Annotated in this window: 13 protein-coding genes and 1 tRNA gene; 7 read left to right on the top strand and 7 right to left on the bottom strand. The window is 54.4% G+C overall.

The features are described 5' to 3' along the window. Positions 1-59: 59 nt before the first annotated feature. The 6 genes from rnd to glpE form a co-directional block, all read right to left on the bottom strand. Positions 60-1,238 (bottom strand): ribonuclease D, encoded by a 1,179-nt coding sequence (gene rnd / locus IMCC3135_RS21965; protein ID WP_088919544.1) that lies wholly within the window; start codon positions 1,236-1,238, stop codon positions 60-62. Between the two features lie 141 nt (positions 1,239-1,379). Beyond that, complete coding sequence (gene tamB / locus IMCC3135_RS21960; RefSeq protein WP_157736174.1) at positions 1,380-4,919, bottom strand: autotransporter assembly complex protein TamB; 3,540 nt, start codon at positions 4,917-4,919, stop codon at positions 1,380-1,382. A gap of 2 nt (positions 4,920-4,921) precedes the next feature. Beyond that, positions 4,922-6,673 carry an autotransporter assembly complex protein TamA gene (locus IMCC3135_RS21955; protein ID WP_157736173.1) on the bottom strand — a complete coding sequence of 584 codons (1,752 nt, stop codon included), beginning with the start codon at positions 6,671-6,673 and terminating at the stop codon, positions 4,922-4,924. 179 nt (positions 6,674-6,852) lie between these two features. Further along, a complete protein-coding gene (gene wecC / locus IMCC3135_RS21950) occupies positions 6,853-8,103 on the bottom strand; it encodes a UDP-N-acetyl-D-mannosamine dehydrogenase (RefSeq protein ID WP_088919541.1) in 1,251 nt (416 codons plus the stop codon). Between the two features lie 10 nt (positions 8,104-8,113). Continuing rightward, the gene (gene wecB / locus IMCC3135_RS21945; protein WP_236994633.1) at positions 8,114-9,232 is read right to left on the bottom strand and encodes a non-hydrolyzing UDP-N-acetylglucosamine 2-epimerase; all 1,119 of its coding nucleotides are present in this window, start codon (positions 9,230-9,232) and stop codon (positions 8,114-8,116) included. Positions 9,233-9,313: 81 nt separating this feature from the next. Beyond that, on the bottom strand, positions 9,314-9,637 hold the full coding sequence (gene glpE / locus IMCC3135_RS21940; protein WP_088919540.1) for a thiosulfate sulfurtransferase GlpE: 324 nt from the start codon (positions 9,635-9,637) through the stop codon (positions 9,314-9,316). Between the two features lie 81 nt (positions 9,638-9,718). Here glpE and truD point away from each other — a divergent pair, with 81 nt between their 5' ends. Further along, positions 9,719-10,867, top strand: coding sequence for a tRNA pseudouridine(13) synthase TruD (truD, locus tag IMCC3135_RS21935; protein WP_088919539.1), 1,149 nt, complete (start codon positions 9,719-9,721; stop codon positions 10,865-10,867). A 98-nt stretch (positions 10,868-10,965) separates the two neighbouring features. Next, the gene (gene djlA, locus IMCC3135_RS21930; RefSeq protein ID WP_088919538.1) at positions 10,966-11,859 is read left to right on the top strand and encodes a co-chaperone DjlA; all 894 of its coding nucleotides are present in this window, start codon (positions 10,966-10,968) and stop codon (positions 11,857-11,859) included. Between the two features lie 17 nt (positions 11,860-11,876). Here djlA and moaB read toward each other — a convergent pair whose 3' ends face one another. Then, positions 11,877-12,404 (bottom strand): molybdenum cofactor biosynthesis protein B, encoded by a 528-nt coding sequence (gene moaB / locus IMCC3135_RS21925; protein WP_088919537.1) that lies wholly within the window; start codon positions 12,402-12,404, stop codon positions 11,877-11,879. Between the two features lie 50 nt (positions 12,405-12,454). Here moaB and rluB point away from each other — a divergent pair, with 50 nt between their 5' ends. From rluB to IMCC3135_RS21900, 5 genes are all read left to right on the top strand, one after another. Further along, positions 12,455-13,273: a 23S rRNA pseudouridine(2605) synthase RluB gene (gene rluB / locus IMCC3135_RS21920; RefSeq protein ID WP_088919536.1), complete on the top strand. Its 819-nt coding sequence runs from the start codon at positions 12,455-12,457 to the stop codon at positions 13,271-13,273. After that, positions 13,270-13,605: a DUF1820 family protein gene (locus tag IMCC3135_RS21915; protein WP_088919535.1), complete on the top strand. Its 336-nt coding sequence runs from the start codon at positions 13,270-13,272 to the stop codon at positions 13,603-13,605. The genes rluB and IMCC3135_RS21915 overlap by 4 nt, the downstream gene beginning before the upstream one ends. Before the next feature lie 171 nt (positions 13,606-13,776). Beyond that, positions 13,777-13,868, top strand: a tRNA-Ser gene (locus IMCC3135_RS21910). Positions 13,869-14,135: 267 nt separating this feature from the next. After that, positions 14,136-19,199: a DUF1800 family protein gene (locus tag IMCC3135_RS21905; protein WP_169727507.1), complete on the top strand. Its 5,064-nt coding sequence runs from the start codon at positions 14,136-14,138 to the stop codon at positions 19,197-19,199. A gap of 12 nt (positions 19,200-19,211) precedes the next feature. Next, positions 19,212-20,609 carry a DUF1501 domain-containing protein gene (locus IMCC3135_RS21900; RefSeq protein WP_088919533.1) on the top strand — a complete coding sequence of 466 codons (1,398 nt, stop codon included), beginning with the start codon at positions 19,212-19,214 and terminating at the stop codon, positions 20,607-20,609. The last annotated feature ends 69 nt before the right edge of the window (positions 20,610-20,678 follow it).

The following is a 20,678-nucleotide window of genomic DNA, read 5'->3' as shown; positions in this document are numbered from 1 at the left end:
TTACTCGCAGGTGTGAATCTTGGCTAACTCGCCAAGATTACACCAGCGTTCCACATTCGTCAGGCTGGAGTCAACTTCAATCCCGTTTTGGTGCCGGTCAGGACCGCACGACCTTCCAGCAAGGCCGTCAGATCGTCACCTAACAAGGGGTCACGCCAGCCACTGAGTGCTGCTCGCCCGTCACCGGTGACCATTTTTTCCAGAATTTTCTGAGGAGCCAGTAGCGCCGGCGCAATATCCAGTTCCTCACCGCGTTGATGGACCCAGGCGTTGAGCAATTGCAGACGCGCAAGGTTGCCACCGTTGAGTTTCTGTTTCTTGGCAAAGGGCGGTAGTGGCTCAGGAGTCTGGTCCTTGGCGGTGGCGACGATCTGCAGGATCTCTGATCCAAACCGATCGCGGGTTTTACGTTCCAGGCTACGGATGTGGGATAGCTCTTCTGCAGAGTCTGGCTGTTGCTGGGCAATATTGAGCAGAACATCGTCCTTGAGTAACCAGTTGCGTGGCTGGTTGGTCTCGCGTGCCTTGATTTCGCGCCACTTGGCCAGTTGCTGGATGATGGACAGGGCGGGGCCCTTGTAGCGCTGGATATTGCGAATCTTCTTCCAGCGTTCAGCGGCAGGTTGCTCGTACTTTTCCTCGCGCGCCGCTTCATCGAACTCTGGCTGCAGCCAGCTTAGTCGACCCATTTGCTTGAGCTGCTTGTGCATGTCGATATACAGCGCTTCCAGATAGATGACGTCATCCAGGGCGTATCGGATCTGCTGTGCGGGTAGTGGGCGGCGTGTCCAGTCAGCGCGGGTATGGGTCTTGGCCAGCTCCACCCCCAGATGCTCATTCACCAGGTTGCCATAGCCAATCTGTTCGTTGTAACCCAGCAGCGGGGCTGCAATCTGCGTGTCGAAAAGTGGTGTGGGAACCTCTTTGGCCAGCAGGTAGAAGATTTCCAGATCCTGTGAGGCGGCATGGAAGACCTTGGTGACAGACTGATCCAGTAGCAGGCCGGTCAGGGCGCTCAGATCATCAATGGCGATGGTGTCGATGCAGGCGAGCAGTTCATCATGCTTGACCTGGACCAGGCAAAGCTCTGGCCGGTAGGTGCGTTCGCGCAGAAATTCGGTATCAATCGCAACATAGGGGCGGGTGCGCAATTGGGTACACAGATCGGCCAGTGCTTCGGCCGTGTCTATGTACAAGGCACTTTCATAAAGTGCATCCGGATCAGTCGGATTGGCCATGATTTGCTAGTCATTGTTCGGTCTGCACAGTGTATCGTAAAGCGCAGACCGACTCGTCGTGCCAACAGCTGTCGCTGGTGGCTCGCTGCTGCCTTGTGCTTGCGGCTCCCGTCTGCTGTCTGCGAGAAGGTGTCTTGCCCGTCAGAACGAGAAGGAATAGAACAGGTCAACCGCATCTTCTGCGCCCTGTGCCGCCTCAAGGTAGAGCTTCTTGGTCAGATCGTAGCGCAGATACAGGGTACTGGTCGGTTCGAAAACACTGCGACCATAGCGCACCAGAAGCCTTTCGTTGAGTCGGCCACTGACCACCAGCTCGGTATCGTTACCACTGCCGCGAGTCTCGAGGGCGAAGTCTTCGACACCCAGCGCATTGGCGATGCCGCCTGCAATGTTGCGGCCACCTTTGACGGTCAATGCAAGGGCGGCGGTTGCCAGCAAGTTGGCTTCCTGGTCACTGGCCTCATTGATATCTCGTCCCAATACGATATAAGACAAGATGGCATCTTCAGATTTATCACTGGGTTCAGTGAACAGGGTGATCTCCGGCTCAGCCACGGTGCCCTGTATGCGCAGGCCTGCTGTTCGGTCGTCGTCGTCCGAGTCGATTTCGCGCACGGCATCAATGGCCAGACGAGTCTGGTTGACAGGGCCCACGAACAGGATTTTGCCGTTGGCCTCCAGGTTCTGCCCATACTGTTTGTAGATGCCGTCAACCACCTCTATCTCGCCACCGAGTTGTAGCGGGTTAGGGCTGTTCATCTTCACGCTCATATCGCCCGTCAGCCTTGCGTTCAGGCCATAGGCAGACAGACTGACCTTGTCTCCTAGTGAGACATTGAGTCCGACCAGGATTTTGGTATCGCCGGCTTTCGCTTTTTGTGAGGCAGGGGCGTCCTCTACAATATCTTCGATGATCACGATGTCAGGGGAGACACTGGCAGCACCTTCGGGTAAGTCATCGACATTGATCACCGCCATGGGAATAGTGATGTCGCCGTTGATACGAATAATGCCCGGCTGTGCTCCTATTCTTATCTTGTGACTGATGCTCGATTCTTGCAGTGGCTCGCTTTGTACATTGAGGTTTTCGCCATTGAGCGACACCTCGGCACGCCAGGCGCTGCTCTGTTGCCAGTTGGCGCTGCCATCAATTTTAATGGCACCTTCATCGCTATTGAGCTTGCCGGTGATAATGGCGCGCTTGCCTTTGACGGTTGCCAGGATCTGGCCGCCGGTGAGCGGTAAAGGTAGAGCTTCAGCTCGCAGTCTGGGGTTGTCGAGTTTCAGTACTCCATCGAACCTGGGGTCGGTCAGGATGCCCGAAAGATCACCGTTCAGGCTGATGGTGCCGGATACTTCGTCAAAATCAGGCAAGAAGGCTTTTGCCACACTGATATCGAGCCCGTTTAGTGCAAGCGTGCCCTTGATTGGTTTTTCTTCACCGGCAGGGTCCAGCATCAGGGAAATATCGGCTTGCCCCAGGTTCTTTGATTTCAAAGCGATGTCGGCTTCCACCGACTCGGGGTTCATGCGTGTGTTCAGTGTCAGCTCTTCATAGCTGAAGGTCACCGGGTGGTCGTTCGCATCGGTAACCTGCGCACCGCCATCAGAAATTCGCGTATCGATAGCCGCCGAGTAACCGCCGGGCTGGTCATCGCCCCAATTGACGGTGGCATCCATTTCCAGGCTGCCCTGCAATGATGTCTCGGCAGGCAGGAAGGGTTCCAGACGCTTCAAGGCATACTGATCCAGGGTGATGGTCGCGGTGCCGTTGGGCTCGGCAAGCACCTTGTTTTCCAGGCATAGATTGCTGCCTTCGGTGACCCAGCAATGGGCGTCGACGGCAAACTGTTTCAAGGTATTGTTCCAGCTCAGATCGGTTGGCCCATTCAGTCGGATGGTATGAGCAGGCACTTCCAGTCGCACCTTGTCGAGGGAGCCATCCCAGTCGAAGCTATCGTTGAGTTTGCCGCTGGCTATCAGGTCAATGGCTGTGGCATCGGGGCCGTCCGCAAACAGTGTCAGTTGATGTTGAGTGCGTTTGCCCGTCAGAGCCAGGCGTGTATTGTTTATTTCCTGCCCGCCGGTTTGAATAGTGCCCACGGCAATCTTCATGTCGCTGGGTTTGACAAACAGCTCGTTGATATCGGCATTGATGCTGATGCCTTTCACCAGAAGATCGTTGTACTTGATGACTGATGAACTGGCATTCAAGTCAATACTCGGTGTCGCCAGAGCTCCGGTAACGGCCAGTTTGGCATCAAAGCCTCCGGCAAGTTCGGGCAGCAGGTTCTGCAATTGTGGCAGCTTGAGCAGGGCGTTGAGGTTCCAACGATCACTGATCTTGCCCGATGCGTTGATCTGGTTCTGATCGTTGTTCAGTATCACCTTGTCAATCAGCCAGATATCGTCAAGTCCCTTGGACAGTTTGGCATCCAGCGTAAACGGGTAGTTGCGCAAGGTACCGTTGATTTTTGCGGTGGGAAGGTTCAGCGTCCAGTTGCCATTTTCAACGCGTCCCGAGGCCTTGATGTTGCCGTCCAGTTTGCCGCTCACCTCTGGAATTTGCAGCGAGGGGTCGATATTCTTGATGACCCAGTTAGTATCCCAGATCAGCAAGTCTTTCCAGGACACATTGGCTGATGCTTTCGCGGTACCCCCCAGGGTCTTCACTGCGATATCGGGGAGTTTCACACGCTCGGTATTAGCAACTCCGGCGATGGACAGATCGGTCGCAGGCACTTGTTCGCCAGTAAGGCGTGTGGTGATCTTCAGTTTGTAATCGTCAAGTGTGCCGTCTATGTCGGCAACGAGCTTTTCAGCCTTTGCCTGCTGATGGGAAATAATGGGCCATCCCAGTTGCGGGCTGCTCAGCCTTAGTGTGGCGGGCAGGTTCTTCTCCAGTGGCATGACTGATCCACTCAATGAGGCGTTCACCGTGCCTGCAACGTGTGTGTCTATTTGCAGCTCGCGCAGCGTATTGCTGAGCTTTGCCGTAACAGTTGCCGCCTGGGCACCTTCGCCTTCAGGCAGCTCATCCGGAATCAGGTCCTTGGCATTCAGTGTCAGCACCAGATCCAATGGATAATCACCGTCAAGATCGAGCGTGCCGGCAAGCTGCGCGTCATAGTCCTGATAGCTGGCTGAGACATTTTCCAGTGTCAGCTGGCTGCCTTCCGTGTTGGCCGACAGTCTGATGTTTTCCAGCACTTGCGCAGGGGCATCCCCGGCTGCCTTGAAGCTGAGTTTACGAATCAGGACCTCTTTGACAGTAACGTCAATCGGAAGCTTGATCGTCGGCAGGACAATAGGGCCGCTGGCAGGTTCCTCAACAGGCTTGTCGGTGGCAAAGGTTTCCACATCAAGCTCATCAATGATGATTCTGTCCAGGCAGAACTCGCGCTCTCGCAGGCAGCTTAGTCGCCATTCAGTGTCCACGCCGCGGGCACTGATTGCCATGGCATCGTTGTTGAAGCTGATGTCCTCACTACGGATGCCATCGCTCAGATTACCGGAGACAGCGTTGAGTTCCAGCCCTTCAATACGTGTCGATATCTGGCTGCTGAGAAAAGAAAAACCCTTATCGCTTCCCAATAGAAACCAGGCAATACCCAGGATCAATAGCAGTAATGCCAGGATGCCAAGGAGCGATCGGCTCAGCCATTTGAATAGTCGTTTCATGCCTAGAATTCCGATCCCAGCGACAAATGCACTCGCCATGCGCTGCCATCACCATCGCTGATCGGTCGCGCCAGATCCACACGAAACGGGCCGACAGGTGATTGCCAGCGAATGCCGAAGCCTGCGCCAACGCTATATCCGACATCTGATTTGTACGAGTTGAATACTCGGCCAGCATCAGTGAACAGGGCACCGCTCCACAGATCCAGGAAACGATAGTTGTACTCCAGGCTCGCCACTTCCAGGAAGCGGCCACCAATGGCATCGCCGTCGGTGTCCTTGGGCGAAATATCCTTGTACTGGAAGCCACGAACACTTCTGTCACCACCGGCAAAAAAACGTTGGGATACCGGCACTCTGGGATAGTCATTGGACTGGATGGCGCCTAGCTGGAAGTTGGCTATGGCGGTGTTGCGTTCAGACAGGGCGCGCAGGTAGCGAAAACTGCCAACGGTCTTGAAAAAGTCGATTGTCGACAAGAGCTCTTTCGAGCCAGCCATCATCTGCAGGCTAAAGGATTGTCCCCAGGTCGGGAAAGGGCTGCCTTTGCTTCGGCTACGCTGATAGCTGAAGCCGGGCAGGACCAGATCAGTTTTTTCTTCGGTTTCGCCAGCGGTGAAGGTTTCTCGTTCCCAGCGCAGGAACAGCGATTCGATCCACTGATTGGAGGTGCGTGATACCCGTTGAAAGTTCAGTGTGCTGAGAAAACTGTCGGTGTCACCTGTGATGTCGTTGAGCAATCCGTACTCGATGCCCCAGTAGTTGTACAGGGGCTCATTGCGTCGTGGAATGCGGTAGGCAATGCTCACATTTTGCTGCTCTGCTGCCAAACCAAGCTGCGTGGTCACGGAGTGACCGCGGCGGTTTATCAAGGGTTTGCCCCAGGTCAGTTTTGTGCGCAGGCGTGTATCGGTCGCGTAACCGATGCCGATGCCGACTTCATTGTTGTCCTTGCGAATCAGATCAACCTTGACGGGCACTTCGGTGCCGTAGCGCCGATCCTGCAAAGGTAGTACCCGGACACTCTTGAAATAGCCACTGTTCTGCAGGTTCTGGGTCAGCTCTCCTGTCAGACCGGACTCATAGAGGTCACCCTTCTCAAACGGTACCCATCGATCAAGGAAGGCGCGACTCAGTAGCGTCTCTTCGAAGACGATATCACCGAAGGTGTAGCGAGGCCCCGTATCGGCTGTCAGCTTGATGTCAGCGGTCAATTTACGCCGGCTGACCTTGACGGTAGACTCGGTGAAATTGAACTGAAAATAGCCCAGATCCTGCGCCTGATCTCTGAGGGTCGACTTGGTCGACTCGTAGGCACCTGACACAAAGATAGCGCCCTTGCGAATGGGCAGCTCATCAAGCACTCTTTTATATGACGGATCATCATTGCCTTCGCCATCAAGGGTGATGTCGATCTGATTGATCAGAACTGGCTTGTTGGGTGTGACGTTGACCGTGATGATCGTATTGCCTGCACTCGTTTTCTGGCTGACGTTGATATCGGCGGCATAGTAGCCCAGAGCATTCAGTGCGATAGCACTTTGCGGCTCAAGATCGGCAATGTAACGCCGTAACTTGCGTGCATCTGCGCTTGGAGGAGGAGTTCCGACCAGCAGCTCGATATTTTTCTTCAGATCCCCCTTGACCCCGGTTACGGACAGGCTGGTGTCCGCGGCCAGGGCGCCTGCGGAGCAGAGCGCTATCAGGCTGGCCAGTGCCAGGCTGCAACTGAGCTTGAAAATGTCGGATTTCACGGCTTTATGAGAGGTCGCAGGACTGGCGAGTTCCGCACTGTTTGATGACAGTGCGTAAATCAGGGGTTGAAGGAGCGTGAGATGAGGCAGTCACCGAAACGATGCAAGAGCTGTACGCAGCCAGCTTCACCGCGGAAAGTGTATTGCATAATGTGATGCGAGCAACGCTTTTCAGGCTCCTAACGCCACATTCCGCGTGTATCTATGACGATGGTTTCACTGAGAGCGGTTCTGTCCAGTACCTTGAACTCCCTGTGGTCAACCAGTCCTACCACGATATCGGAGTGCTTCAAGGCATATTCCAGCGACACCAGTTCCACAGCCGGGTTGTCAGCTAATGACGGTGGTAATTGCCTGATGTTGGGCTCCACAATCAGCAGCGTGCCTATGGATTCGCTAGCCAGTTTATTGACTATTTGCAGAGCCGGACTCTCGCGCAGATCATCAATGTTGGCCTTGAAGGATAAGCCAAAGCAGGCAATTCTTGGCGTCTTGAATCGGTTGGCCTTTTCTCGAATTTTGGCGACAACGAATTCTGGTTTTGAGTCGTTAACCTCTCTGGCCGTGCGGATCAGTCGAGCCAGTTCAGGGGCAGAGTCAACAATAAACCAGGGGTCGATCGCTATACAGTGTCCTCCCACTCCGGGGCCTGGGGTCAGTATGTTCACTCGAGGGTGGCGATTGGCCAGTTCTATCAGTTCCCAGACGTTGACTTCCAGTGGATCGCAAACCAGAGACATTTCGTTGGCAAAGGCGATGTTGACGTCGCGATAGGCGTTTTCTGTCAGCTTGCACAATTCGGCAGTGCGGGCACTGGTAACAATGCATTCACCCTTGACGAAGATCTGATACAGCGTGGAGGCACGCTCCGCACAATGACTGGTCATGCCGCCAATAACCCGATCGTTGTTGACCAGCTCCTGAAGCACTTGTCCGGGCAAGACGCGTTCCGGGCAGTAGGCAACCTGAATATCGGCGTTGACTCCGGCTGTTTGGGGGAAGCTGAGATCGGGACGTTCGGTTGCCAGCCATTCGGCCAGTTTTTCTGTCGTTCCGACAGGGCTGGTTGACTCCAGCACAACCAGGTTGCCACATTTGAGTACCGGTGCAATGGCCATTGCCGCGGATCTTATGAAAGAAAGATCGGGTGTGCGGTCCTCATTAAACGGTGTGGGGACGGCAACAAGAAAAGCGTCTGCTGGCTCGGCGGTGGTGGTGGCACGCAGATTTCCCGTGGTCACGACGCTGCGCACGACTATATCCAGATCCGGTTCAACGATATGAACAGCGCCCTTGTTTATCGTATCCACGGCATGTTGATTGACGTCGATGCCAATGACTTGAAGTCCGCGTGAGGCCAGGATGGCAGCGGTGGGCAGGCCGATATAACCTAACCCGACCATGCCAACAGTTTTAATAGATTCGTCCATCTTGAGGAGCTTATTCTTGTAGAAGGTTGTTGATGATCAGCTCGCAGGCAGTTCCATCACCGTAGGGATTGGTTGATTTACTCATGTCGATCCATGCCGAGTGGTCGTCAAGCAGTCGATTCACTTCGGTGACAATTTTTTCCTGGTCTGTACCAACCAACCGTACGGTTCCAGCGTCGACAGCTTCCGGGCGTTCTGTGGTTTCTCGCATGACCAGTACGGGTTTTCCCAACGATGGCGCCTCTTCCTGCACACCGCCACTGTCGGTCAAAATGATGTGGCTCTGTGTCATCAGGTAGGTAAATGCCAGATAGCCTTGCGATGGAATCAAATGCACGTTATCCAGATGCTGGAGGTGACGTTTGACGGGTTCTTGTACGTTCGGATTCAGGTGAACGGGATAGATTATCTGTACATCATCACGCTTGGCCAAGGTGGCCAGTGCTTTGCAAATGTTCTCGAACCCGTCTCCAAAGTTCTCTCGTCGATGCCCGGTCACCAGAATCAGTTTTCTGTCAGGGTCCAGCGTCGGCAGGGACTTGGCAAGCGAATCTCGTAACGAGGCGTCATTTTCCAGTTGATTGACGACATCAAACAATGCATCGATAACCGTGTTGCCCGTCACGGTGATGCTGTTGTCATCAATGCCTTCATTCAGCAGGTTCTGACGTGAGGATGCGGTGGGTGCGTAATGGTGAGCGGCCAGGGCGCCGGTCAGTTTTCGATTGCCTTCTTCTGGCCATGGAGATAACAGATTGCCGGTTCGCAGGCCTGCTTCGACATGATGCACCGGGATCATGTGATAGTAGGCTGCCAGCGTTGCAGCAAACGTTGTGTTGGTATCACCATGCACCAGCACCAGATCGGGCCGCTGATTGGCAAAACAGGTACGCAGGCCGAGCATGACGTCGGTCGTCACATCTATCAGATCTTGACCGGCACGCATGACTCCCAGGTCAATTTCTGGTTGCAGGTCGAACAAGGACATGACCTGGTCCAGCATTTCCCGATGTTGACCGGTAGAGCAGAGGGTTGTCCGAAATTCCGTTAACGTTTTCAGTCTCCTGACCAGAGGCGCCATCTTGATGGCTTCTGGTCGGGTACCGCATACAACCATGATGTTTTTCACGTGCCCCTCGCTCTTGTTTCAGCAGCTCTTATGATGCTCAGGATGAGATCTCAGCGTCAGACTTAATCTGAGATAGAAGTCTCAATCCGGCTCACAATCATCAGGAAAGCGTGAAGCCCATTCGGCAAAGCCGCCATCAAGGCTGTAAACCTCTGCAAACCCTTTTTCTGCCAGATAAGCGCCTGCACTCTGGCTCATATTGCCGTGATAGCAGCAGACAATCAGAGGGATGTCCTGATTGGTGTCGTTGATAAAGGATTGCATGCCGGTGTTGTCCAGATGAACAGCTTCGGTAATATGCGCCAGCTGGAAACTGTCTGCATCCCTGATATCCACAATGTTGACCGGCTGGTCAAGCAGCATCTGGTGGGCATCCTCAGAGGACAGGCGAGCGTATTGGGACATGTGACTCTTTAGGGGGGAATGTGAAGGCGGAGGGCATTGTACTATTCAACTGCTATTTGCACGCTTACCCAGAAGATTTTGATGATTGATACCCCTGCTGCCTTCGGCCCCGCCTTGTTCAAAGCCTTCTACAAGGTTCAACCTCTAGACTTTCAGGTCAGCGAGGTACTGGATATTCAGCTTGATGGGGCGGGCGAACATCTCTATCTGCACATTGAGAAAACAGCGACCAATACGGACGAGGTGGCCAGTCTGCTGGAAAACACCTGTTCTCTGACTTCCGCAGATATCGGTGTTTCGGGTTTGAAGGACAGGCACGCGGTTACTCGTCAGTGGTTCAGTGTGAAGACACCGTTGGAGTTGCAGGTCATTACCGAAGCGCTTGAGGCTTTCAATGAGACCGCTAAGGCCCAGGCCGAAGCGATGGTGGTGGCCGCTGAAGCGAGCGGCGAGGGGCAGGTCTCTGGCAAGGTGCCCTATTGCAAGCAGTTGACGTTGCTGGAGAGTGTTCGTCATTCACGCAAGCTGCGCAGTGGAGCGCATAGCGGCAACGGCTTCGTCATCATCTTGCGTGATATCGAATCATTGTCCAGCGATCCGGCGGTAGATTTTGCAGCCTCTGTTGACGAGCGGATAGCGGCACTGGCTGCCAACGGATTTCCCAACTATATCGGCCCGCAGCGATTTGGTCTCGGCGGCCAGAACCTGGTGAGAGCACGGCAGTGGTTCAGGCAGCCTAAAAAACGTACATCAAGACAGCAACGCAGTCTTTGGTTGTCAGCGGCCCGCAGCGCCCTGTTCAATGATATTTGTGCGGCCAGGGTCAGACAGGGGAGTTGGCAGTCTTTGTTGCAGGGCGAGCCGGCGGTGCTTGATGGTACTCGCAGCTTCTTCGATACGACGGAAGTGACCAGTGAGGAGCTGGAAACTCGCCTGGCCGCGTTTGATATTCATCCCAGTGGCGCCTGGTGGGGGCGTGGCCGTACCTTGGCTCAAGGGGCGTGTGCTGATTTTGAACAACAGATAGTGAGTGAGCATGCCGATCTATGCGCAGGCCTGGAGCGTGGTGGTTTGACGCAGGAAAGACGTGCTTTGCGTGCCCGTGCTGTCGGTCTGCAGCATGTCTGGTTGGATGAAAACACGCTGGAGTTGCGTTTTCACTTGTCGCCGGGTGTCTTTGCGACCACTTTGTTGCTCGAATTAGGACTCTGTAACGAGCCGGCACGATAGTACGGCAAGAATGATTTATCCTTGGCCGGCGAAGTCTGTACCGCTACCTGACAGGTGCGGGCCGGCCGCTGGATCTTGAAATATAGGGAATGCATTAAATGGTGTGGGGAAAACTGCTGGGCGGTACGTTCGGCTTCATGATCGGCGGCCCGCTGGGGGCCGTGCTGGGCACAGCTTTGGGTCATACGTTCGACAAAGGCATGAAATTGCAGTTGTCGCACGATGTCGCCGATGAGGACTTGGCACCAGGCGAGGCCGGTCGCATCAAGATGGCCTTTTTCACCGCGACCTTTTCGGTCATGGGATATATCGCCAAAGCCGATGGAATAGTAGACAAGTCTGAAATAGCCCTGGCCGAGGCTCTGATGTCCAGTATGAATCTGGATGACGAGCTGCGGGCGGCGGCCATCAAGCTGTTTAATGAAGGTAAGCAGGAAGGCTTTGACGCCGAGGCCCTGGTTCTGCAGTTTCGTGAGGAGTGCCAGCAACAAACCAGTCTCTACCGCATGTTCGTGGAAATCCTCATTCAGGCGGCTCTGGCTGACGGGGTTATGACCTCTGATGAGGAGGTTGCTCTGTTGAAGGTGGCGGGCATTCTCGGCTTTTCCGAATATTCTTTCCGCCAGCTGGAGATGCTGGTGCGTTTCAGTATGGGGGCCGATCAGAGCGGTGGAACCGGTCGGGGCTATGGCGCAGGGGTGGGCAGTGGTACTGGCTCTGGTCCCAAGCCAGGAGCTGGCGGCGGTCGTCGCCGCACAGCACCAGAAGCTTCAGGCCAGATGACGTTGCGCGAGGCCTTTGTTGTACTGGGAGTGGAATCCAGTGACGACCGATCAACCGTGAAACAGGCCTATCGCCGCCTCATGAGTCAGCACCATCCCGATAAGCTGGTGTCCAAAGGCTTGCCGGATGAAATGATAAAGCTGGCAACTGACAAGACTCAGCACATCCAGAAAGCCTACGAGAAAATCAAGGAAAGCAAGAACTGGTAGGTGCAGCGCTTGGTCGTCTAAATCTCGTTTAGTCGGGGCATGAGCTGCACCAGATTGCAGGGTTTGGTGCGGGCATCAAGCTGGAAGCAGATCAGTTTTTCCCAGGCGGTTTTGCAGGCGCCGCTCGATCCGGGCAGGACAAACAGATAGGTGGCGTTGGCAACACCTGCCAGTGCACGCGATTGCAGGGTGGATGTTTTGATGTCTTCGTAGGACAAAACCCGGAACATTTCACCGAAACCTTCGATCTCTTTGTCCAGTAATGGCTTGATGGCTTCAGGGGTTCCATCGCGACCCGTGATGCCGGTGCCGCCTGTTGTCAGCACAACATCGACGGTCGAATCGGCTATCCAGCGCGATATAACGGCTCGAATGGCGTATTTGTCATCCCGCACAATGGCCTTGTCGCAATTGACATGGCCAGCCTCGGTGAGGCCTGTCACCAGTTTTTTGCCGGAAATATCATCCTCTTCACCTCGTGTGTCCGAGATGGTGAGGACCGCAATGTTAAGCGGTTTGAAATTAGTGAAAGAAGTATTGCTCATAATGGTGCTTAATCAACATGTCCATGGGTTCCGCCTGTTAAACTTTGGGGATGGCGGAACGACTACAAAAAATATTGGCCAATTCTGGTCTGGGATCACGGCGTGAGCTGGAAACCTGGATTGCGGCTGGCGAAATTCGGATAAACGGGCAGACTGCCAAGTTGGGCGATCGTGCCGAACTCAACGATGATCTGGTGGTCAAGGGGCGATTCTACAAGGTAGTCCCTGACGATCAGGGATTGCGTCGTGTTCTTATCTATCATAAGCCCCTGGGTGAGGTCACTACCCGCGACGATCCTGAAAAACGACGGACGGTTTTCGACAACCTGCCGCGTCTGCATCATGGGCGCTGGATAGCTGTTGGTCGACTGGACATCAATACACTGGGTTTGCTGCTGATGACCAATGATGGAGAGCTGGCAAACGCCTTGATGCATCCATCATCAGAATTCGAACGCCAGTATGCGGTGCGGGTGAATGGACGAGTCAGCCCGGAAATCATCCAGAAGCTGTCAACCGGTGTAGAGCTGGACGATGGTCCTGCCAAATTCGAAAAAATCGTGGCAGAGGTGGACACCGAGCATGCCAACCAATGGTTCAGGGTCTCCTTGAAAGAAGGACGCAATCGTATGGTGCGTCGCCTGTGGGAATCCCAGGATCTGCAAGTGAGTCGTTTGATTCGTACCCGTTTTGGTCCGGTGCTGTTACCGCGCTGGCTGGTGCGAGGCAAGGTCTTCGAGATGCCGGCTGCGGATATCGAGGGACTCGCCAAGGCGGCTGGTCTGGACCCGCGTCCGCCAGCAAAGATGCGTATCATTCCTGTTCACCCCAGACATCGCCGCAAGGCACAGCAAAGAAGCCGTAAATGACAGAAGACAAGGTTCTCTACCGCGTACGTTTCATCAGCCAGGACAAGGTGTATGAAATCTACGCGCGTGAGGTGTATCAGGGCGATCTGTACGGTTTCGTGGTTATCGAGGATCTGGTGTTCGATACCAACAAGACGGTAGTGGTCGATCCTGGCGAAGAAAAACTCAAGACTGAGTTCGAAGGCGTCACTCAAACCATCATTCCCATGCATTCGATTATCCGGATTGATGAGGTTGAAAAGCGTGGGACGGCCAAGGTTGTCGAGTTGAAAGGTAACGTTGCGCAATTTCCGTCACCAATCTACACACCAGGGCGTACACCAGAGTCATAATCAGGTTAAACTATGCAGCTCGACGAACGGGCAACCCCGAGCATCGGGAACTTGTCGTTCGTCAGTTGTATAATCAACTACACGTTCCAGCGTGTGCAAGCCTGAACAAAGGCCAAAATCTGTTGTAAACAGATTTGAGAGTTGATAAGTAAGTGCAGGGCAGTCAAGTACGGAGAGGTGGCCGAGTGGTCGAAGGCGCCAGCCTGGAAAGTTGGTATACGGGGTAACTCGTATCGAGGGTTCGAATCCCTCTCTCTCCGCCAATTGCCACTGCCAGCAGGCGATGCCTGAACCCCCCTAAACTACAGTAAGTTCAATCGACTGACCGTCGATAGCTTCTCATTACTATCTGTTAGGGTTACACTCTGCTCGCGTCATAGCTCCGACTTTGCTAGCGGATCAGGGCGTTGTTGTGTTTTCTTACCCGTACAGGAGCGTACAGAATGCCACGGCCAACTTGTCATTCGAGATCACTGTCTTGCTGGCGGCGATTTGCAGTGCTTCAAGCAATGCTAGTCGTGGGGATATTTGTGTCCTGCTTTACAGTGCCAGCTTTTGCCACCGTTTATTCAGATGCAGAAAATGGTGTTGCTGACTGGCAGGTGTATGACGCACTTCCGGCAGGTGCTGAAGTTGTCAGTGACTTCGATGACGTTCTCGACAGTCAGGTCATCAGAACCCGTGGCGATCAGCGTAACAATGGTTACCTGTTGGGTGGTACCAGTGCCGCCGCCGGTTGGAACAACACCACCGAATTTCATATCAATTGGCGCATGCAGGTTGCCGAATCCTACGCCATCTATGTGCGAGTTGACACCACCGATGGCTGGCGTTACCTGGCTTATACGAACAGTAATAGCGATTCCCTTGCCAACCCTAGCGGTGAATACATCAGCCACGGCTTGGGCAGTAGTACCACAGACGGCCGATGGCGCGTTTTCAGTCGTGACCTGGCACAGGACCTGGCCGATGCACAGCCGGATAATGCCCTGATAGCGGTCAACGGCTTTCTGGTTCGTGGCTCTGTTCTTCTGGATGACATCACGCTGGCCGATGCGGCCGTTAGACAGACAGTTTTGCCTGTTGTCAGCAGCGTTGTGGACGCCAATGCGGAAGATGGCTCAACATCGGGCTGGCAGATATTCGATGATTTGCCGGCAGGTGCCAGCATTGCGGTTGTAGCTGATGAGGCGAGCGGCAGTCAGGTCTTTGAGCTCACCGGTGCGGGCCGCTCCAACGGCTATCAACTGGGAGGTCTGGATAGCGTTGATGGCTGGAACAACACCACACAGTTCAATATCGCCTGGGACATGCTCTCGTCTGAAAGCTATCAGGTTTATGTGCGGGTAGATACCGCCAATGGCTGGCGTTATGTGGTCTACAGCAACAGCAATTCGGACAGTCTGCTGAGCTCCAATGGTCGTGATATCGGCTTTGGTCTGGGCAGTGCTTCAGTTGATGGTCAATGGCACAGCATCGTTCGTGACCTGGCAGCAGACGTTGCTACCGGTGATCCGGGCAATACATTGCTTGCCGTGCATGGTTTTCTGGTTCGCGGCAGCCTGCGACTCGATAACATTCGTCTGTTCGATAGCCCTGAAGTCCAGGCCATACCCCCCGTAGCTCTTATCAGTGGTGGTGATCGCTCAGTGACTCTGGGCGAGACGGTGGTACTGGATGGCTCGGCAAGTACCGACGATATTGGCATTGCCGCCTACCAGTGGAATGATGCAGACGGTGCGCCATTGGGCAATGAGGCGCAACTGATTGTCACAACAAGCGAGGCGGGTACGTTTAGCTACCAGTTGACTGTGACAGACGAAAGTGGTCTGACAGCAACGGCACTCACACAGATTTCCGTTCAGGATGGCACCGCTCCCACTATCTACGAAGATGCCGAGGACTCGGCTATCAGTCGTTGGCTTATCAGTGATACAACGCCTGCCGGCGCCAGTATCGAGAACATCCAGGATGCGGCTCGTAATAGTCGGGTACTGCAGCTCACGGGTGATGGTCAGCAGAATGCATTCCTGATTGGCAACTACGACAGCCGTGCACCTGGCTGGAACAACCAGTTGCAGACGCATCTGCGCTGGTCAATGAAAACGGATGCAGGTTTTGCCATTTATGTACGTCTGGAGACAGCGGACGGCTTTCGCTACCTGATCTACGACCAGTACGGTAGTGATCGCGGCAGTAGTTCTGCCAGCAGTCTGCGATTTGGTCTGGGTAGTGGGGCACATGACGGCAGCTGGCAGACGTTCACTCGCAACGTGCGGGATGATCTGGGTAAATTCCAGCCAGGCAACTCACTCATTGCCGTTCATGGTATGCAGTTTCGTGGCAGCTTTTTGGTTGACGACCTGCAGATGCTCAACCTGGTCGACGACACTCCCGGTGAGCCGGTCTTTGAGGATGCCGAAGATTCCTCTATCTCGCGCTGGCGTATCACTGATAACACACCCGGTGGTGCTGCCATTACCAATGTCCGGGATGATGATCGCGATAGCCGTGTCATCGAGCTAAAGGGCAATGGGCAGGCGAATGCCTATCTGCTCGGTGGTTACGATAGTCGTTCACCGGGCTGGAATAACACTGAACAGACGCATCTGCGCTGGTCGATGAAGACCAACGAGGGTTTCTCTGTGTATGTCAGCCTGGAAACTGCCGACGGATTTCGCTACCTGATCTATGACCAGTACACCTCCGCTCGCGGCGATGAGGCGAGCAGTAATCTGCGATTTGGCCTGGGCCGCGACGCCTATGACGGTAGCTGGCAGACATTCACGCGCAATATCCATGCGGACTTGGCCAGCCTGCAGCCGGGTAACAGCGTTATCGCGGTTCATGGTGTGCAGTTCCGCGGAGATTTTCTGGTCGATGATATCGGCATGCTGACCATTGTGGATGCCAGTCCAACAGCGGTTCTGAGTGTCACCCAGAGCGAGGGAGCTGCGCCTCTTCTGACCGTTTTTGACGCCAGTGCATCGAGTGATGACTATGGTCTCGTCAGTTACGCCTTTGATTTCGGTGACGGTAGTGAGCCGCTCAGCGGAGGCGAGAGTGTCGTTACTCACAGTTATGCAGAAGCCGGTGATTTTACGGCTGTAGTAACCGTGACCGACAGTGCGGGGCAAAGTGCAACTGCAGAGATCGGTATCAGTGTGCTGAGCGATTCTGAGGCACCGGTCGCCAGTCTGACAGCAGCTCCTGTAGAAGGCTTTATTCCGTTGACGACGGTGCTGGATGCGACAGCGTCCACCGATAATGTAGGCATCGTCAGTTATGTCTGGAATTTTGGTGATGGCACGGCAGAAGAAGGTCCTGAACTTGCCTCAGTCAGTCATGACTATACTGTTGCCGGCGAATATACCGCCACAGTCACTGTCAGTGATGCTGCAGGATTGCAGAGCAGCGCGACACTAACCATTACGGCTAGCCCGGAAGCGGTTGAAGACAATCCGCCGGTTGCCGCATTCAGCATCGATTCACCGCAGACCGGTTCCACCGTGAATTTCCTCAATGAGTCGACTGACGACAATGAGGTCACACGTGTCTTGTGGAATTTTGGTGATGCCACCGAGTCGGGGCAATCCAATGAGCTTTCACCGCTCTACAGCTATTCGTCTATCGGCGACTACACGGTGACACTGACGGTGCTTGATGGTGCTGGACAGATGGATACGGCTACCCAGATCATCAGCATTACTGAGCTGGACGAAGAATCAGAAGAACTGTCTATCCAGGTTTCAAGTGAGGCATTGACAGGTGAGACGCCTTTTACGGCCAGGTTTGATGCATCCGCAACCACAGGTGGAGAGGGTGATCTGACATTCCTGTGGCTAACCGAAATGCTGGATGAATCGGGTGTAGCAACAGGCGAGCAAGGTCCATCATCTGAGGGCGCTTTAGCTGAATTGCTGTTATCTACTGCAGGTAGTTATCGTGTCACCCTGACGGTTCTTGACGAGCTTGAAAACAGTGCGCAGACAACTCTGCTTGTAACTGTTACCGAGGGGCAGAGCTCCGGTGTGACGCCAAGTGAGGCTGCCCGATTTCTGGCGCAGGCAAGTTTTGGTGCAACGACTGAGTCTATCGCCAAGGTTCAGAGCATGGGTCTGGAAGCGTGGATCGATGATCAGTTCACCCTCCAGGGTGCGCCACATCTGGATTTCGTCCAGACCCACAGCAATGGTAGTGGCCAGGAGCCGCGTCATGAGGTCTGGTGGCGAGATGTTGTGGATGGAGAAGACCAGCTGCGCCAGCGAGTCGCTTTTGCCCTGAGTCAGATCTTTGTGGTATCGGATCAGGGTTATACCCTGGGCAATGCACAGTACGGTGTCACTCGTTACTACGATCAGCTGCGTGAGCAGGCGTTTGGCAACTATCGGGAACTGCTTGAAACCGTGACGCTGAGCCCGGTCATGGGTGTGTATCTGAGCATGCTGCAGAACGCCAGAGGCGAGATATCCAGCAATACCCGGGCTGATGAGAACTTCGCAAGAGAGGTTCTACAGCTATTCAGTATTGGTTTGTATGAGCTGAACATCGATGGTACGAAAAAGCTCTCGGGTGGCCAGCCTATTCATAGCTTTACCCAGAATCAGATCGAGAATTATTCACGGATCTATACCGGCTGGAACTTTGGTGGAGCCACTGACTGGACGATCACCTCTATCAACGGTAATGCCAACAAACTGGTGCCGATGCAGGCCTGGCCCCAGTATCACGATGACGATCCGAAATGGTTGCTCGGTGGGGTTGTTGCTCCGGCAAGCAATGGCGCAGAAGCCGATCTGCAAATGGCGCTGGATTCGATTGCCAATCATGCGAATGTAGGGCCTTTCATCTCCAGACAGCTGATCCAACGGCTGGTTACCAGTAACCCGACGCCTGGTTATATTGCACGCGTCAGTGGCGTCTTCAACAACAATGGCGCCGGTGTTCGCGGTGATCTGAAGGCGGTCGTCAAGGCCATTCTTCTTGATGATGAAGCTCGCCATGGGCATGAGAATGTTGCTGATTTTGGCAAGTTGCGAGAACCGGTACTGCGCTTGTCGCATCTGTGGCGTGCCTTCAACATCACACGCGGTAGTGGAAGTCAGAACGGTGTTTACAACACACCCTCGCCACATGTGAAGGATCTGGATTCGGTGGGTGGACAGGCGGTACTCAAGTCGCCGTCGGTGTTCAACTTTTACCACCCTGACTATGCCCCTCTGGGAGCCATTTACGCTCAGGGTAAAGCTGCGCCAGAAGCTGAAATCTATACAGATGACACGATTCTGAGCATGACCAATCGCATCGACAAGCAGATTCAGTACGGACATGACGCCAGTGATTCCAATGCCAAGCGAACCTCATACCTGAATCTGAGTGCTGAGCGAGCGCTGGCAGCACTCGGTACAACAGAGCTTCTGGATCATCTTGATGTCCTGTTATTGTCTGGCAGCATGAGCGATGGGCTGCGCAGCGTTCTTGCCAATCATATTGACTCATTGCCAGCGGCAAATACTGCAGCAGATCAGTCACAGCGCGTGCGTGATGCGCTGAGTCTGATCATGGCGTCCCCTGATTATCTGGTCCAAATGTAAAGGAGTACGTTGATGAGCAGACACTATCAAGCACGCCGCCGATTCCTGAAAAATTCACTGGCCTGTGCCGTTGCAGGCAGCGGGGCCGGTGCCATGACTGGCAAGCTGAACCTGGTCGGTTCGGCGCTGGCTGATTCAAGCTCCTATGCCGGCATCGATGATTACAAGGCTCTGGTCTGTGTATTTTTGTACGGAGGCAGTGATTCGTTCAATCTGTTCGTGCCTTCCGACAGTTCACGGCATAGCGAATACAGTGCCGCGCGTGGAAGTCTGGCTATCGACCAGAGTGAGCTGCTGCCGGCCAGTGATGGCGTGGTCAGCTTCAACAAGAATCTGCCGGGTATCCGGCAGCTCTACGAAGAGGGTAATGCTGCCATACTGGCCAACGTCGGTAACCTGATTTCGCCTGTTACTCGGGCCGGGTTAGCTAATGGCTCAGCCACCATTCCTTCCGATCTGTTTGCACACAATCATCAGCAGGAGCAGTGGCAGAAAGGTCTGACAAGTCGACCTTCCGCGCTGGTGGGAGCGGGCTGGGGTGGTCGCATGGCCGATATGTTGCGTGAAGCCAATGCCGGTGCGACGTTGCCACCGACCTTTACCGTGGCAGGCAGCAACTATTTTCAGTCTGGCAATTACACCGCACCGGTGTCCGTCAATGCCAAGTACGGACCGAAGCTGATGGATTACATGGATGCCAACAAGTCCAGCGCTAATGCCGGACGTGATAACGCCATGGCGCAGATACTGGCCCTGGATAACGAACATATACTCAAGCAGTTTGCCGGTAGCTCGTTTACCCGGGCACGTGATAGTTCACGCCTGCTGGCTGAAGTCATGTCGCAGCATTCGGCCTCAGGATACGACTTTACAACCAAGGGAAACCTGGGTGAGCAGTTGCAGATGGTCGCCAGGCTGATTGCCGGTCGCGACATCATGGGGCAGAAGCGCCAGATCTTTTTCGTCGGCATGGGCGGTTGGGATACGCATGATGCTCAATCACCCAGAATGGACCAGCTGACCAAAGACCTGGACAAAGGCTTGAGCAGTTTTCAACAAGAGCTGGCGAGTCTGGGCGTGGCGCAGGAAGTCACCACGTTTACCGCTTCAGACTTCGGTCGTACCTTGACGGTCAATGGTGATGGGTCGGACCACGGCTGGGGCGGGCACTATCTTGTGCTTGGTGGTGCTGTGAATGGCAAGAAACTGATCGGTGACTGGCCCAGCTATGTCATTGGTGGTGATGATGATACGGGTGACAAGGGCCGCGTCATACCGTCGATTTCGGTCAATCAGTACGGGGCCGCACTGGCTTCCTGGATGGGCTTGTCGAATGCTGACATTGCTTCTGTCTTTCCGGATCTGGCCAATTTTGACAACACTTGGCAGAATTACGGGTTGTTTGACTGATCCTTCATTGAAGTTCGGCTACCATAGTCTGTAAGCATGCTCGGTTTTCCGGGTCAGACAGGTAGTGCG

It is taken from the genome of Granulosicoccus antarcticus IMCC3135 (genome assembly GCF_002215215.1).
Classification (GTDB): domain Bacteria; phylum Pseudomonadota; class Gammaproteobacteria; order Granulosicoccales; family Granulosicoccaceae; genus Granulosicoccus; species Granulosicoccus antarcticus.
Note: the sequence above shows the minus strand (reverse complement) of the source record. Positions and strands in the feature narration are given on the sequence as shown.